Origin of the sequence: Prauserella endophytica (genome assembly GCF_005146945.1) — a bacterium.
Lineage (GTDB): Bacteria > Actinomycetota > Actinomycetes > Mycobacteriales > Pseudonocardiaceae > Prauserella_A > Prauserella_A endophytica.
The window spans coordinates 12,411-27,045 of the sequence record NZ_SWMS01000027.1; the positions used below are offsets into that span (position 1 = coordinate 12,411).

Genomic DNA, 14,635 nt, shown 5'->3' on the forward strand with positions numbered 1-14,635 from the left:
AGGACATCCCGAAACCCAACCCTGGAAGGGATACCTGTGCTCGAACCCTCCACCACGCTGGCACGCCGAGTGGTCGTCTTCGGTCTGGGTGGCACCATCGCCATGACCACCAGCGACGCGGGCGGCGTTGTCCCCGCGCTGTCCGCCGACCAGCTGGTTGCCGCCGTGCCAGGGCTGGCCGAGTCCGGCATCGCCGTCGACGTGGAGGACTTCCGCCGCGTCCCCGGCGCATCGTTGACCTTCGACGACCTGGCCGCGCTGGCCATTGCGATCGACCAGAAGCTCGCCGCGGGGGCGGACGGGGTGGTGATCACCCAGGGCACCGACACCATCGAAGAGACCGCCTACCTGCTCGATCTCACCCACACACGCTCGGAGCCCATCGTCGTCACGGGGGCCATGCGCAACCCCACCCTCGCCGGAGCCGACGGACCAGCCAACCTGCTGGCCGCCGTCCAGACCGCCGCCAGCGCCGATGCCCGCGACCTCGGCACCCTGGTGGTGTTCGCGGACGAGATCCACGCCGCGGCCCGCGTACGCAAAACGCACTCCACCAGCGGATACACATTCGTCTCCACCAACGGCGGACCACTCGGCTACGTCGTGGAAGGACAGCCCCGAGTACTCAACCGCCCGAGCAGCCGCACCACCGTCCCCACAGCAGCCGAACTCCGCCCGGTCGAGGTCGGCCTGATCACGATGGTGCTTGGCGACTCCGGCACCCTCCTGGAAGCCGCCGCCGATCGCCTGGACGGGCTGATCGTGGCCGGCTTCGGCGTCGGACACGTCCCCAATCGCGTCGTCGACACCCTCACCAAGCTGGCCGCCCAGATGCCCGTGGTACTGGCCTCCCGTACCGGAGCTGGCTCGGTGCTTTCCCGCACGTACGCCTTCCCCGGCTCCGAATCCGACCTCCTGGGCCGAGGCTTGATCTCGGCCGGGTTCCTCGATCCGCTCAAGGCCCGCATCCTGCTGCACCACCTCCTGGCCACAGGACGCGACCTGGCCGACATCCGTGCCGTGTTCGCCCAAGCCGGCGCCGGCCACAACGCCACAAACCCGCGCTCTAGCCACCCAGCCACCACCCTGCAGGGAGCCGCCCGTGCGTAGCCACGAACTGACCCTCGGCCGCAGCTTTGCCGTCGCCTTCGACCACGGCGACGACTTCTTCACCGCCCTGACCGAGTTCTGTCAGCAGCACGGCGTGCGCCAGGGCTACATCCCCGGCTTCATCGCCGGCTTCAGTGAGGTCCAGATCGTCGGTACCTGCGACAAGCTCGATGACCCCAACGCACCGGTGTGGACCAAGGTCCACCTGACCAACGTCGAAGCCTTCGGCGGCGGCACCCTGGCCTACGATCCGATCAACGACCAGGTCGCTCCACACATTCACGTCGCGGTCGGCCTCAAGGAACAGAGCGCCACCGGCCACACCAGCCACCTGCTCGGCGCCACCGTCCAGTTCCTCACCGAAATGCTCGTGATCGAAGTCGCCAGCCCACAGATGCACCGTGTCCGCCAGCGCGACCTCTACGACGTCCCTCTCTTGCGCTTCGGACCGAACGGCGAGTAGCGACACAGCCGGGACACCACCCCGACCGGCGATTTCGGGCCCGCAGGCGTGGACGGCCAGACCACCGCGGAGGTGGAAGACGCCACTCAGCGCCGACAGGCGCTGGGCAGAGATCATGGTGCGAGCTCCAGGGAGTGTCTTTGGGGGATCGCTGACAGGCGCGAGTGTCAGCGTGGTGTTGATGTCTCTCGTCGGTCAACGGCAATGACTTGTTTGCACCGTCAGGGTTGGATGCATCTTCGGGGCCTATCTCTGACATTCCTGACAGCACCAGCAGGTCATGGTTAGTTGATCTCGAAATGCCTGCGGGACGAGCCGCAGTGGCCCCTCACGACAGCCGACGAACTGTGAGGCGGATCGGTGAACGTGCCGTCGTGCAAGCGCCCTCGCTGCATCAGCAACTCGTGTTTGGTGTGGCCGTCGTCAGCACAACCGTGCTCCGAAGCCGAACGGTGAGGTTTGTCGTCGAGGAGGCGTGTGCGCAGCGCCTGCAACTGGCGACTGGTGAGACCGCCGTGGTGCAGGTACTGCTCGGCGCCGCCGTACTGGGCTCGAACGTGCGCCAAGGTCGCCAGCATGGTGTCCGGGCGGGCGCTGTGTAGTTCGTGAACAAGTTCCAGCAGTTCGGGATCGTCGATCCGGGCTCGTTTGGCCCGGTAGTGCGCGTCGAGCCGGATGGCACTGACGGCGTAGTCCGCGGCGATCATCTCGTCGAGCACGCCGATGGCGCTGAGGATCAGCGCGATCACCAGCCCGGTGCGATCCTTGCCGGCTTGGCAGTGCACCACCACGGCGCCGGGCGGCGCATCCGCCACGGCCGCCACCGCGTCCGCAAAGCGGCGGAGGTTACGGTCCAGTTTGGACCGATATCGATCGATCAGGTAGGGCTGGCGATCCGGACTGTCGGCAGGATCCGATAAGGGGACGTTCCGGTAGAGGTGGGTATCCGCGAACGGGTTCGGCTCGCGTTCACACTGGCGAGCGGCGCGTAGGTCGATGATCCGTCCGGGCGCGATCCGGCGAACCGCGTCGACGCCAGTCGGGGTGAGACGCGACAGGCGGTCGGAACGAACCAAGACCCCGTCGCAGACCCGACCTCCATCCTTGGTGATCAGACCGCCGAGATCGCGAGCATTCAAACAGGCCGGCCAGTCCAGATGGCGGGCCTCCGCGTTCGTTTCTGTCGGTCCGTCGCCCTGCGGATTGCTGGTCGTAGTACTGCCCGTCCCCGGAGTTGCATCTTGGGGAGCTACTGCACTCATTCCGCATTAGCGATTCGTTGAAGAGCCCGAGACGGTGGAGAGGCGCTCCACCAATGACCGCACTTCTTGGTTCTCCTGGTATGCCTTCAACTTGTCCGCCAGGTCCTTCACGTACCCGAATGCCCGATCCGAGGCGATGTCCTGCCCGAGCAGGTTGAGCGCGCGGTGGCCGTGTTCGGCGGCCGTGTCCAGCTCGCCCAGGCCGAGGAAGGCTTCGCCCGCGTAGGCGTGGTAGAGGATCAGGTCTCGCTCGGACGGTTCGGCGTCAACCACGTTGGCCTGGTCGCTCAGGTAGGCGATGCCTTGCTCGTGGTCGCCCACCAGCGAGAAGCCTCGGCACATCTCGGCGAGGTGCTCAGGCTGGCGGTACCAGTACAGCCAGTCGGGATCGTCCTCGATCCGGCGGCGGCCGAACCGTTCGCTGGCGCGGTCAAGGGCACGGCGGAAGCTCTCACGGTTGCCCGCGAGCGAGTGCGCGCGGGACTCCCAGGCATCGAGCATGGAGAGTACGCCAGGGGTGTTTACGCCCTTGCCGCCGTGCCTGGCGCTGTCGAGCAGCAGGAGCGATTCGCGGTACTGGTCGAGATTCGACGCCTGGAAGGCCAGCATCGACAGCACGTACACCCCGAGCAGCCGGTCACCCGAGACGTGCGCCGCGTACAGCGCGGTCTGGTAGTAGCGCTGGGCGAGCTCGTGCTTGCCGTCGTCATAGGCCGCCCAGCCGGCGAGCTGCGTCAACTCCCCGATGATCCGGTACAGCCGGGTGCGGCTGTCCGGGGTGAAGCTGCCTCGGCGCATCAGGCGGATGGCGAACCGGACTTCGGGCTCCACCAGGTCGAGCACCTGCCCGCCGCCGAGGTGGTCGTCAACGAGGCGCAGCTCTTGTACGAGAGCGTCAAGCCGGTCGAGCAGCGTCGCCCCGATCGCGCCGCCTTCCGCGGCCTGGTTCACGGCCACCGGCTCCGCCAGCAACCACTCGTGCGCCAAGGTGGTGAGCTGAGGGCCACGTAGTACACCAGCAAAGGCTGGTTCATCGGTGTCGAGCGCGGCGGCGAGGCTTGTCAGCCCGGCCGCGTCCCAGCTCACGATCACGTCGTCGTTCGTCGCTACGTCGGCCGTCGGAGCGGTGCCTTCGCGAAGCGCGGTGATCTGCGTGTCCTCGTGTTCGCGGATGGCGGCTACGACTTCGCGGTAGCGATCGAGCAGGCGGCCGTTGGCGCTGACCAAACGGTCGGCGGTCTGCCAGAAGTCCTGATCAAGCAGTTGTCGACCGGCCTCGGCGTGCGTCACCGACGAGCGGCTGTACCCGGACTGGTGGGCGAGGTGCTGCTGGGTCACGCGCGCAGCCTTCCGCAGCGAGGCAAGCTCGGCGCCAAGGGCCTGACGCAGCCTGTCCAGGTGTTCTGGCTCGTCGGCCACGGCGCTGTCCTCCTGATCAAGCGGCTTGACCTGCTGCTTTGCAATCTAGGGTAGCCGAGTGCTCACGGATGCTCACAGAGGTGGACAGCCCTGGCCCACCTACCCCGCACGCCCTTAAGTCGGGGTCAAGGCACCTGGCGTCGGGATGACATTTCACCCGAGGTCCGTCCGAGCAGCGACCCCCGACGATCATTCCCCGGCTGCTCGTGTCGGCCGAGGGCCCCGGCGCCGGGTGCCATCCACGACCGACGTGCAAGGTGGGTGGCACCAGATGACAGCACTCGCAACGGTGATCCCGTTGCCGCACAAGGAATCCAAGCCGATCGATCGCGCCGCGGTTTCGCCCGAGCCGGTGCAGCTCTACGGCCTGATCGTCATCGCCCTGCTGCTCCATGTCCCCGCAATGGAGCAGACAGGCGCGCCATGCAGCGCGTGCGCCCAGGCATGGCCGTGCCCGCAGGTGCGTCTCGCCTGCCGACTCCTTGACGGGCTGTGAGCCATGCCCGCCGAAGCGATGACGCGGCTCGTCTATGGCTACATCCGTGCCGAAGAGCCGGACGAGATCGAGATTGCGATGCTGCGTAAGGAGATGGCCGCCTACTGCGAGGCGCACGGCTACCGGCTGACGAACGTGTGCTGCGACCGAGGCAGTAACGGAACCGAGTCGGATCGAGTGGGCTTCACGGCCGCGCTCGACGCCCTAACCCTCCCGTCGAGTTACGCCCTGCTGGTGCCTGCGCTGGCCCATCTGTCCACCGATGACGTCGTCCGGGACGGGCTTGTGCGCCTCGTACGGCGCACCGGAGCCAAGCTGCTCGTGCTCCACGCCGAGCAGCCGGACGAGGCTGAGGTGGCTTCCTGATGGCGCCGGTCATCTGGGGCGTGCTCGGCGTCGGTGGTGGCGGCCTGGGTCTGTGGGCCCTGCTGCTCATCGTGACCAGTCGGCGTGAAGGGGTGGGGCTCACCCGGCGTCAGCTCCGTGACGCCCGCCGCGCGTCGGATGAACAGGGGCGTACGCGCCCCCAGACCAGCCCGAGGTCATGAACGCCGACGCGCCGGAGGTGACGCGCCGGCGGTTGCGCAAGCAGCTTGCCGAGCTGGTCACGTGGCTGGAGACCGGCGAGGAGCGGCCGGAGGTGTTCGGCTCGACCGACGAGTACGAGTGGCTGTTGCGCCTGACGGGCGTGGTGGCGTCGCTGCTGGCTCGCCACCGGGTAGACAGCCGGGGGCGCTGCAGGTGGTGCCAACAGCGCCGACACGGCTGGCGCCAGCTGGTGCCGCGCTGGACCAATCGGACGGCCTGCCAGGTGGTGTCGGCCGCGTGGTCGTACGCCACGTCGGAGCTTGCCGTCGTGTGGTGGCAGGTGTTCAACCTGACCGGCGAGAAGATCAGCCTTGACGCGGTGCGGGACTGGCTGAGCGCCGAGGGCCAGCCCGATACCGAACCGCAGCACACCGTCCGCGAAGGCCGCCACGTCCTGAGCGACGACCTGTTGGCGGGTCTGCATGCGACCACCGCCGCCGAATTGACCCGGCACGTCCGTCCCTATGTCAGCCGCGCAACGCCGACCGTGCAGTTCTCCCGGCAGCCCTCTGATCTGCCCGAGGCCGAAACCGAGGAACTGCCCAAGATCAATGAACCATGACGTTTTCACTTGTCAGAAATGTCAGGGATCGATGGTTGACCGCGCTCCAACCCTGACAGACCAATTGGGTTCCCGTCATTGACCGAGGAGAGTCATGAACACCACGCTGCCAACCATGCCTGTCAGGAATGGCAACCACTCCGCGCCTCGCTTGCCGCAGTTCCGCGTGACCGTGAACGCCCGCTGCGGCCGGGCCTGCTTCTTCTGCCGCCCTTCCGGTGAGGCGGTCGCCACGGAGGCCGGAAGCGAACTGAAGGTGGACGATCTGATCGCGGTCGCGAAGGTGGTGCGCGCGGCGGGCATCACGAGCATCAAGCTCACGGGTGGCGACCCGGCGTTGTACGACCCCTTGGAAGACGCGGTATCGCGGCTGCGGCGCGAGGCAGGTTTCGAGGAGATCGAGGTCATCTCCCGCCACCCCCGCATCGGGGAGCGCGCCGAACGCCTTGCGGCGCTGGGGGTTACGCAGTTCAACATGAGCCTCGACACGCTCGACAAGCGGCTGCACCACGAGCTGTGCGGTGTGGATGATCTGCCGGAAGTCGTTGGTGCGCTTCAGAGTTGCGTCAAGACCGGCGTGCCGGTCAAGGTCAACATGGTCGTGATGGGCGACATCAACGACGAGGAAGTGCCCGGCCTGGCGGGCTTCTGCGCCATGAACGGGGTGCGGACGCTCAAGCTGCTCGATGTCATCAAGGACCTGGACGGCGGCGCGGAGAGCTTCGCGCGGCGGCTGGCGATCAAGCGTGGTAGGAAGCTGCCCGAGTTGTACGTGCCGCTGGAGACCTTCGCCGCGAAGTTCGGCGCGGTGGCAGTCAAGACGGAAGTGCGCAGCCAAGGCGGCCTCGGTCACCCGATGACCGTGGTGACGCTGCCCTCGGGCCTGGAAATCATGCTCAAGGACAGCAACGCGGGCGCGTGGTACGGCTCGGTCTGTGACGGCTGCCCGTTCTTCCCGTGCCACGACGCGCTCATGGCGCTCAGGCTGACGGCCGATCTGCGCCTGCAGTTCTGCTTGCTGCGCCAGGACAACACGATCGAGCTTGCACATCTGGTTCACGACGACGACCAGCTCGGCATCGTCATCCGCGACGCATTGGAACCCTATGCCAGCGCGCATTTCCGTGACTCGACCACGACCGACCTGCCGCTGAGCGAGGCGGTGCAGGCATGAGCGCCTTCCTCGGCATGCCGAGCCACCGGCCGCTGGTGATCCTGTTGTACCCGAAGGTGGACCACGAGAAGGACTACGTGTACTTCTGGATGCCCTTCTCACTGCTGACCTTGGCGAAGCCGTTGCTCGACGAGGGTCTGGCGGACGTGGTGCTGTTCGACGGCAACCAGGCCAACGACGCGGCGTGGTCCGACTTCCTCGACGAACACCTGGACCGCGCGGTGTGCATCGGCGTCAGCATCATGACCGGCGGCGGCCAGATCGGGCACGCGCTCGACCTGGTGAGGATGGCCAAGGAGCGGCCGGGATGCCCACCTGTCGTGTTCGGCGGCCCGCACGTCAACGTCCTCGGAGAGCAGACAGCCGCCCACGAGCTGGTGGACGCCGTGCTCGTCGGGCCAGGGCAGAACTCCATGCCCGCGTTCGTCACAGCGCTGACGAACAACACAGCCTGGGAGGACGTACCGGGCCTGATCTCGAAGCGCCGGGGCGAGCTGGTGCGCGGACCGGTCAACCCACCGCGTACCGGGATCATGGGCCAGTACCCCTGGCACCTGCTCGACATCGAGCGCTACGTGCGCGACGACCCGACAGTGGCACCGCGGACGCTGAACTACATCAGCTCCCAAGGCTGCGTCTACAAGTGCCAGTTCTGCTACGAGCTGACCTACCAGCGCAAGTACAGCGCGATGGCGGCTGACGGCCTGGTGGCCGATATTGATGACCTGGCACGGCGTTTCGGGCTCAACGGCATCAAGTTCTACGACGCCGACTGGTTCGTGAACCTCAAGCGTGCGGCGGCTTTCTGCGAAGGCGTCATCGAGGGTGGACTGGACATCAGGTGGGCGGCCAGCATCAACCCGAACGACATCCTCAAGGCGCGTCGGGCCGGCATCCCGCTGCTCAAGCTCGTGGCGGCTAGCGGCGGTTCCCGGCTGTTGATGGGCGTCGAGTCCGGCAACGACCGGGTGCTGCGCGACGTGGTGAAGAAGGAAGTCACCCGCGCGCAGATCCTCGATGTGGCAAGGGACATCGCGGAACACGGCGTGCTCGGTTCATACACCTTCATCGTCGGCTTCCCCGGTGAAAGTGACGCCGAAGTGGACGACACCTACGGCCTGATCGAGGAGCTGCGAGCCTTCGATCCGACACCGGAGACTCGCGTGCACCTGTTCGCCCCGTACCCAGGCACGCCGCTATATGACGACGCGGTGCGCGCCGGCTTCGAGCCACCGTCCACATTGGATTGTTGGTCGCACTTCGACTACTACGACTCGCAGACTCCGTGGACGTCGGACGAGACGGTACGTCGGGCCCGTGCGGCCACGCAGATGCGACTACGACCCCAAGAGGTTGGTACATGACCAGAACTGCACCGATGCCCCTGACGCGCGTGCGTAACAACCTCTGCCAGAAGTGGAGGGAATACCTGCTCGATAGCTACGCGGTGGAGGTCGCGACGCCCATCCTGCATACCCGCCCGGACATCGCGCCGGTCCACCAGTTCACCACGGTGCACCCGACGACGGAGGAGCTTCGATACCTGCGCATCGCTCCCACCGAGCACCTCAAGCGGCTGCTGGCGGCCGGCGAGGAGCGCGTGTTCGAGTTCTCGACCAACTTCCGCGATGATCTACCGGACGAGACGCACCTGCCGGAGTTCACCTCGCTGGAAGTCATGGCGCGGGACACAAGCTGCGCCGACATGGAACAGGTGGCGATTGATCTCTGCGCCTTGGCCGTGGACGTTGTGCGGAGGGCCGAGGTCGCTACGGGGCTGCCGCTGTGGGTGCAGCAGTGGGGCGAACGTGAAGTGGTGCGCATCGAGCTGGCGGACGAACTATTTGAACACTACGGCGTGCAGCCCACCTGGCTGGAGCAACGGGCGATGGTCGCGCGTCTGCTCGGTGATCTCGGCGAGCCCGTCGACCCCGAAACCATGCTGCCCCGGCTGCTGGATCAGCTCGTCACCGCTATCGCGCAACGGCATAGCGGCGTCGTCCTGATTTCCGGCTTCCCAGAACAATTGGGCGGACCTGCCGCGCCACACGAACGACACTATGGCTTCAAGCAGCGCGCCGAGCTATTCATTAACGGGCTGGAAGTGGCCAACATGTCCAGCAACCTGACCGATGGACATGCGCTCCGACGGTGGCACGAACACGGCGTCCGCATCAAGAACGACCTCGGAATCACGGCCAACTGTCTTGACGACGAACTATTGCAGGAATTAGACGGCAGTTTGCCGCGGTCTGCGGTAATCGGCATTGGTGTTGAGCGCATGTTGCAAGCCACCCTCAACCTGCCTGATATTCGCACGCTTCGGTAAAATTCAATCCATGGAGAAACGAGCAATGCAGTTCGTCCGCCCAAAACCCATTGCCCCTGGCGCCGCCGTCGGCGTGCTGTCGGTATCCGCCCCCGAGCCAGCCGCCGACCCGGCCTTCTTCGAGCGCGGCATCGCGGCGCTGAAGGCACGCGGCTACGACGTCGTGCTGGCCCCGCACACCACCGAGCAGCACGGCTACGTCACGGCTGGGGCCGCGGCGCTGGCGGCCGACCTGCACGGGTTGTTCGAGGACGACCGGGTGGCAGCCGTCATCTGCGCAGGCGGCGGGGTCAACGCCAACCGCCTGCTGCACCACCTGAGCTGGGACACGATCAGCGCGCACCCCAAGAGCCTCGTCGGCGTGAGCAACCCGACCGTGCTGCTCAACGCCGTCACCGCCCAGACCGGGGTCATCACCTATCACGGGCCGAGCGTGGTGTGGGACTTCGGCGCCGAGGGCGACATGCCCGACCTGACTACCAACCACTTCTTCGGCCTGCTCGAATCCACCGAGCCGGCCTACGAGGTCCCCGTGAAGCCAGACTGGCGCTGGCTCCGCGAAGGCGAATTGCACGGCCGGGTCATCGCGGGCAACCTGGCCTCGCTGCAAGGGCTGATCGGCACGCCGTACGAGCCGGACTGGGACAACGCCGTGCTGATGTGGGAGGACGTGGCCAAGCCGGTTAACCGCCTGGACATGATGCTGACCCATTTCCGCGATGCGGGCGTGTTCGACCGCATTAACGGCATGGTCGTCGGCAAACTCGTCTCCTGCGAGCCGAGTAATGGCGTCACCTACGACGCCATGTTGCTTGACCTGCTCAAGCATGACGAGTTCCCGATCCTGACCGAAGTGCCATTCGGCCACACCCCCGAAAAGCTGACGCTGCCGATCGGTGCGACGTTGCAAGCTTCGTCGTCGAGCGGCGTGTTGCGCTTCGAGTTTCCGAGTTAAGCCGACAATCCCAAAAGGAGAACGACCGGCCGTGATGCGTGCAATCATTATTGAGGAAAGCCTGAAAGGTGGCACCCTGCCACCGAACTTCTACGGCACGCGAGTCAAGGAATACAAGCACCCGCTCGATGAGGACACGATGGTCACGATTGTCGAGCTGGCAGTGGCCGAGCGGCACGCCCTCGACGCGGGCATGGCCCTGGCGCGCAAGCTGCTGCCCCGCCGGTACTACGCGCACCTCATCAACGACCAGTCGATGTACATCGCCTTTCCGAACTGCCTGGTGCACCTGGAACGGGGCGACGACGAAGGCGAACACCAGGCCCAGGTCATCGGCCAGACGTTCGACATCCCGCTGTCGCAGATGCGCTTCCTGGAGATGTTCGAGGTGGACCACCCGGACGCGCCAGCTCAGGGCAGCGAATGACGAGCTCGACCACGCAGGAGAAACCGCTCGCCGTGGTGGCGGGCGCGAGCGGAGCCATCGGCACGGCCGTGGCGCACCAGCTCGCCGCCGGCGAATGGGATGTCATCGGCACCTTCCACCTGCGCAAGCCTGCACCGCATCCGGGGATCCGGTGGGTGCCGTTCGACGGCGCCGACGAGGACAGCCTGAACGAGCTGCACGCGACACTGGACAGCGACGCGCGTCCGGTGCAAGCCGTGATCAGCTGTATCGGCGCACCGTCGAGCAAGCGCCGGATCGCCGACACCGACGCGGACGAGTTCGACGCCGTCTTCATGATCAACGTGACGGCCGTGGTGCGGCTGTGGCAGGCCGTGTGCAAACGCGCCAGGCTCGGCGCGGCCGGGGTGGTGCTGCTGAGCTCGGACACCACCGCCACGCTCCGGCCTGGCAACGGGGCCTACAGCGCGGCCAAGGCCGGACTGGAAGCGTTGGCCGTGACCCTGGCGGCCGAGGAGGCCGAACACGGCGTCCGGGTGAACCTCGTCGCCCCCTCCCTGACGGCGTCGCCACTGGCGGAGAGCGTGTTGGCGCTCAAGGGCGTGACCAACATCGAGGAGTACTACCGGACGCTGCCCTGGGGCCGCCCACTGTCTGTAGCCGAAGTGGCCGCCGTTGCCGTGGAGATCGCCAGCGCGCCACACTGGCGCTATGCCAGTGGTCAGGTGGTGCGGCTCGCGGTTCACGGCTGACGATGACGACTAAGCGTCACGCCCGTCAGGTCGGCATCGTCCACGTCCTGCGCTCCCGTGAATGGGTATCGGCAACCTCCCTGGCTCAGCGGTTCCAGGTCGCGGTGCGCACCATCTACCGCGACATCGAGGAGCTGTGTGCCGCTGGCGTGCCGATCGAGTCCGTCTCCGGCCCGGAGGGCGGCTACCGCCTGGCCTCCGACCAACCCCTGGCGCCGCTGACCCTGGACTCCGACGAAGCGCTCAAGCTGTACGTCGTCAGCCTGCTCGATCGGCCGAAGGCCGACGAGCCGGACACGAACGTGCCGGAGATCGGCAACGCCTACTCGCGCGAGGCGCTCAAGCGGCTTAGCCAGCGCATCTACTTCGACACAGCCGACTGGTACTGGAAGGACGAAGGTTCCGGGCATCTGCCCGCGGTGCGCTATGCCCTGCTGACCGGCACGGCGCTCAAAATCACGATGCGCGTCAAGGGGCGGACCGAGCCGACCGCCACCATCGTCAAGCCCTACGGCGTGGTGTGGAAGGCGGGCGAATGGCACCTGGTGGCCGCGCCCATCGACGAGCCGCCCACCCGATACCGGCTCAACCTCGTTGACCACCTGACGCTGACCGACCTGCGCTTCTCCTACCCCGAGGGTGAGGAGTTCCACCTGCAAGCCTGGTGGACGGCCGAAATGGAGGCATACGGCCAAGGCGACACCCGCGTCGTGCTGCGAGTCGAACCCGCCGCACGGGACGAACTGCTGCGGCTGACGCTGAAGTCCACCTCCGAGGTCGAGCACACCGACGACGGCGGCCTGGTGATCCGGCTGTACGTCGACCGCTGGCAGTGGCTGGTCCCGCTGGTCACCAGCTACGGCGGTGACGTGCTGGTCGAGGAGCCGGCCGAGCTGCGCGACGCGATCGTGGGACACCTGCGCCGTGCGCTTGACGCCTACGAGAACGCTGCCAAGCTCGACTTCGACACGGCCGTCCCTGGCTTCCGCAACGACGACTCGCGGCTGCGTTCTACGCGCGGGCGCACCCTGACGGAGTAGTTCATGCCCGACCCCCGCATCTTGGCTCACGTCGACACGCTGCGCCTGGCCGTGAAGCAACCCTTCAACTTCCGCTACACGCTGTGGAAGCCGTCCCACTTCGCTACCGGCCTCGAACAGCACAGCGCGGACACGAGCTGGCGGACCTTCCGCGTGGGCGAGTTGCTGACCGGCGTGGTGATGGCGATGGAGGATGCCGACACCCTGCGCGCCGAGGTCTACGCCGATGGGGCCTGGCAGGAGGCTGACCGCGACCGGCTGACGGCACGCCTGACCCACTCCTACGGTCTGGACGAAGACATCTCGGCCTTCGTCGCCCAAGCCGAGCAGGTACCGCCCATGCGAGAACCGCTGGCGGCGCTGGCCGGGATGCGGCAGAGCTGCCCGGAGAACCTGTTCGAGATCGCGATCATCTCCCTGTTGCTCCAGAACGCCACGGTCGCCCGCACCACGCAGATGATGACCAACCTGCTCGACCACTACGGCCGGGTGGTCGAGTTCGACGGCGTGACGCTCAAGGCGTTCTTCACACCGGAGGAGATCGTGGGCGTGGACGAGGCCACCTTCCGCGAACGTGACCGCCTCGGCTACCGGGCGAAGTACATCGGCCGGTTCGCGGAGTTCTTCGCCACCCACGATCCCGACGTGGCCGACCACGCCGACAAGGCTGAGCTGATGCGCGAGTTCCAGACGATCAAGGGCGTCGGGCCGTATACGGCGGCGATCATCGCCAGCCACGCGGTCCGCGATCCGTCCGCGCTGGGCCTGGACGTGTGGAACCGCAAACTGCTCGCCAAGCGCTTCCTGGGCGTGGACGACGCCGAGGCGGACGTGGTCATGGCCGAGATGACCCGGCTGTTCCCCGGCTACGAAGGATTGGCCGGGCTGTACGTCATCGAAGACGCGTACCGCGCACAGGCCGTGGTCGAACTAATCGAGTAATCACGAGCAAGGCACGCGATAGGCCAGCATGGGCTCCGCCAGACAGGCTGGCTCAAACGCACGGCCGGTCAGCTGCTTGGCCTGCGTATTGTCAGTGATCTCGCTGCTTTCGTTCGCAGACCCTGACTCACCCGTTCGAGTTGGTTGGCAATCCGGCGCCACCGAGGTGCGACCGCGCAGACGTAGCCTTGACGCTCCCGCGATGGTCGAACCTCCCCCTCTCGGCATCGCGGGGTCGGCCGCCGGCCGGTGTGGTTCCCCCAGCCGTAGACCGGTCGGCGGCCTTCACACCGGTGGGGTGGCGAGAACCGTCACGAAGGTCCCGATCATGAGGAACGGGCCGAGCGGTACATCGCGACCGTCCTCGGTGTGCCGAACAGCCCGGAGCGCGATCACTGCGATGGCCGCTGCGAGCCAACCGAGCAGCGTTCCTGTCAGCACAGCGATCCAGCCGATCCAACCGAGGACAAGGCCCAGAAGACCGCCAAGTCGAAGGTCCCCGCCGCCCAGTTCGCCTGGCCGAAGGAAGTAGATCGCGCCGTAGAACGCGAGCAGCACGACCATGCCAGCGAAGGAACGGATGACCGGGTACGCGTCGCGGTTGACTGCGGCGGCCATGCCGAAGAGTGCGAACAGGACGATGCCGCTAGGCCAGATCAGCCTGGTGGGGAGTCGGCGGGTGCGCCAGTCGACAGCGGCTAGGGGCGCGCTGATTGCCGCGAACCAGGAGTAGGCGAAGAGCTCGGGCTTGGCGCCGGTCCGCCAGGCCAGCGCGGCGAACAGGAGAGCGGTAACCACTTCCAGGACGGCGGGTGGAGCGACACGCTCCGTCACCGTCGGAAGCGTGACGACCCGCTCGACGAACATCCGTAGGCCACTCCCAATGAGCAGCCCGACGAGTCCCCAACCTGCGATGCTCGCCGCGCTCATCATCCACAGGGCGCCAGTCCGGGCCGGTTCACGAGAGTAATCAAGTCACGCATCATGTACCCCCTGTAGTCGGATCGCGACGACCATCTGGGTGGCCGACGCTACTACGCACCGCGATTTGGACACGCTGTCATTAGCCCATTTGGGTGAACTTTGACCTGTTTTCACTGTTCCGACACCTGTGTCCCTTCATAGGGACATTGCGGT

Annotated in this window: 16 protein-coding genes; 13 read left to right on the forward strand and 3 right to left on the reverse strand. The window is 66.5% G+C overall.

All coding sequences use genetic code 11. The features are described 5' to 3' along the window. The first annotated feature begins 36 nt into the window (after window positions 1-36). A complete protein-coding gene (locus tag FCN18_RS31985) occupies window positions 37-1,110 on the forward strand; it encodes an asparaginase (RefSeq protein ID WP_228714237.1) in 1,074 nt (357 codons plus the stop codon). After that, complete coding sequence (locus FCN18_RS31990; RefSeq protein ID WP_137096826.1) at window positions 1,103-1,573, forward strand: PPC domain-containing DNA-binding protein; 471 nt, start codon at window positions 1,103-1,105, stop codon at window positions 1,571-1,573. The genes FCN18_RS31985 and FCN18_RS31990 overlap by 8 nt, the downstream gene beginning before the upstream one ends. 284 nt (window positions 1,574-1,857) lie before the next feature. Here the strand turns inward: FCN18_RS31990 and FCN18_RS31995 are convergent, their stop codons facing one another. Continuing rightward, a complete protein-coding gene (locus tag FCN18_RS31995; protein ID WP_137096827.1) occupies window positions 1,858-2,835 on the reverse strand; it encodes a tyrosine-protein phosphatase in 978 nt (325 codons plus the stop codon). A 6-nt stretch (window positions 2,836-2,841) separates the two neighbouring features. Further along, complete coding sequence (locus FCN18_RS32000) at window positions 2,842-4,254, reverse strand: helix-turn-helix domain-containing protein (RefSeq protein WP_158303205.1); 1,413 nt, start codon at window positions 4,252-4,254, stop codon at window positions 2,842-2,844. Window positions 4,255-4,525: 271 nt separating this feature from the next. On the opposite strand from FCN18_RS32000, the gene FCN18_RS32005 reads away from it, so the two are divergent. The 11 genes from FCN18_RS32005 to FCN18_RS32055 all read left to right on the forward strand — a co-directional run bounded on the left by FCN18_RS32005 (window position 4,526) and on the right by FCN18_RS32055 (window position 13,498). After that, complete coding sequence (locus FCN18_RS32005) at window positions 4,526-4,750, forward strand: hypothetical protein (RefSeq protein ID WP_137096829.1); 225 nt, start codon at window positions 4,526-4,528, stop codon at window positions 4,748-4,750. Window positions 4,751-4,753: 3 nt separating this feature from the next. Continuing rightward, complete coding sequence (locus FCN18_RS32010) at window positions 4,754-5,116, forward strand: recombinase family protein (RefSeq protein ID WP_137096830.1); 363 nt, start codon at window positions 4,754-4,756, stop codon at window positions 5,114-5,116. A 178-nt stretch (window positions 5,117-5,294) separates the two neighbouring features. Continuing rightward, entirely contained in the window at window positions 5,295-5,900 is a 606-nt protein-coding gene (locus tag FCN18_RS32015) for a hypothetical protein (RefSeq protein WP_137096831.1), read from the forward strand. A 94-nt stretch (window positions 5,901-5,994) separates the two neighbouring features. Beyond that, the gene (locus FCN18_RS32020) at window positions 5,995-7,074 is read left to right on the forward strand and encodes a radical SAM protein (RefSeq protein WP_137096832.1); all 1,080 of its coding nucleotides are present in this window, start codon (window positions 5,995-5,997) and stop codon (window positions 7,072-7,074) included. After that, window positions 7,071-8,438 (forward strand): B12-binding domain-containing radical SAM protein, encoded by a 1,368-nt coding sequence (locus tag FCN18_RS32025; RefSeq protein ID WP_137096833.1) that lies wholly within the window; start codon window positions 7,071-7,073, stop codon window positions 8,436-8,438. Before FCN18_RS32020 ends, FCN18_RS32025 begins: the two co-directional genes overlap by 4 nt. After that, entirely contained in the window at window positions 8,435-9,403 is a 969-nt protein-coding gene (locus FCN18_RS32030) for an amino acid--tRNA ligase-related protein (RefSeq protein ID WP_137096834.1), read from the forward strand. Before FCN18_RS32025 ends, FCN18_RS32030 begins: the two co-directional genes overlap by 4 nt. A 10-nt stretch (window positions 9,404-9,413) precedes the next feature. Then, the gene (locus FCN18_RS32035; RefSeq protein ID WP_137096835.1) at window positions 9,414-10,358 is read left to right on the forward strand and encodes a S66 peptidase family protein; all 945 of its coding nucleotides are present in this window, start codon (window positions 9,414-9,416) and stop codon (window positions 10,356-10,358) included. A gap of 31 nt (window positions 10,359-10,389) precedes the next feature. After that, complete coding sequence (locus tag FCN18_RS32040) at window positions 10,390-10,785, forward strand: hypothetical protein (protein ID WP_137096836.1); 396 nt, start codon at window positions 10,390-10,392, stop codon at window positions 10,783-10,785. A gap of 32 nt (window positions 10,786-10,817) precedes the next feature. Continuing rightward, window positions 10,818-11,516, forward strand: a complete 699-nt coding sequence (locus FCN18_RS32045) for an SDR family NAD(P)-dependent oxidoreductase (RefSeq protein ID WP_158303206.1) — start codon at window positions 10,818-10,820, stop codon at window positions 11,514-11,516. Window positions 11,517-11,518: 2 nt separating this feature from the next. Further along, on the forward strand, window positions 11,519-12,556 hold the full coding sequence (locus FCN18_RS32050) for a helix-turn-helix transcriptional regulator (RefSeq protein ID WP_137096838.1): 1,038 nt from the start codon (window positions 11,519-11,521) through the stop codon (window positions 12,554-12,556). A 3-nt stretch (window positions 12,557-12,559) separates the two neighbouring features. Next, complete coding sequence (locus tag FCN18_RS32055) at window positions 12,560-13,498, forward strand: DNA-3-methyladenine glycosylase family protein (RefSeq protein ID WP_137096839.1); 939 nt, start codon at window positions 12,560-12,562, stop codon at window positions 13,496-13,498. A 285-nt stretch (window positions 13,499-13,783) separates the two neighbouring features. On the opposite strand, the gene FCN18_RS32060 is transcribed toward FCN18_RS32055, so the two are convergent. Then, window positions 13,784-14,365 (reverse strand): prepilin peptidase, encoded by a 582-nt coding sequence (locus FCN18_RS32060; protein ID WP_158303207.1) that lies wholly within the window; start codon window positions 14,363-14,365, stop codon window positions 13,784-13,786. Window positions 14,366-14,635 lie beyond the last annotated feature (270 nt).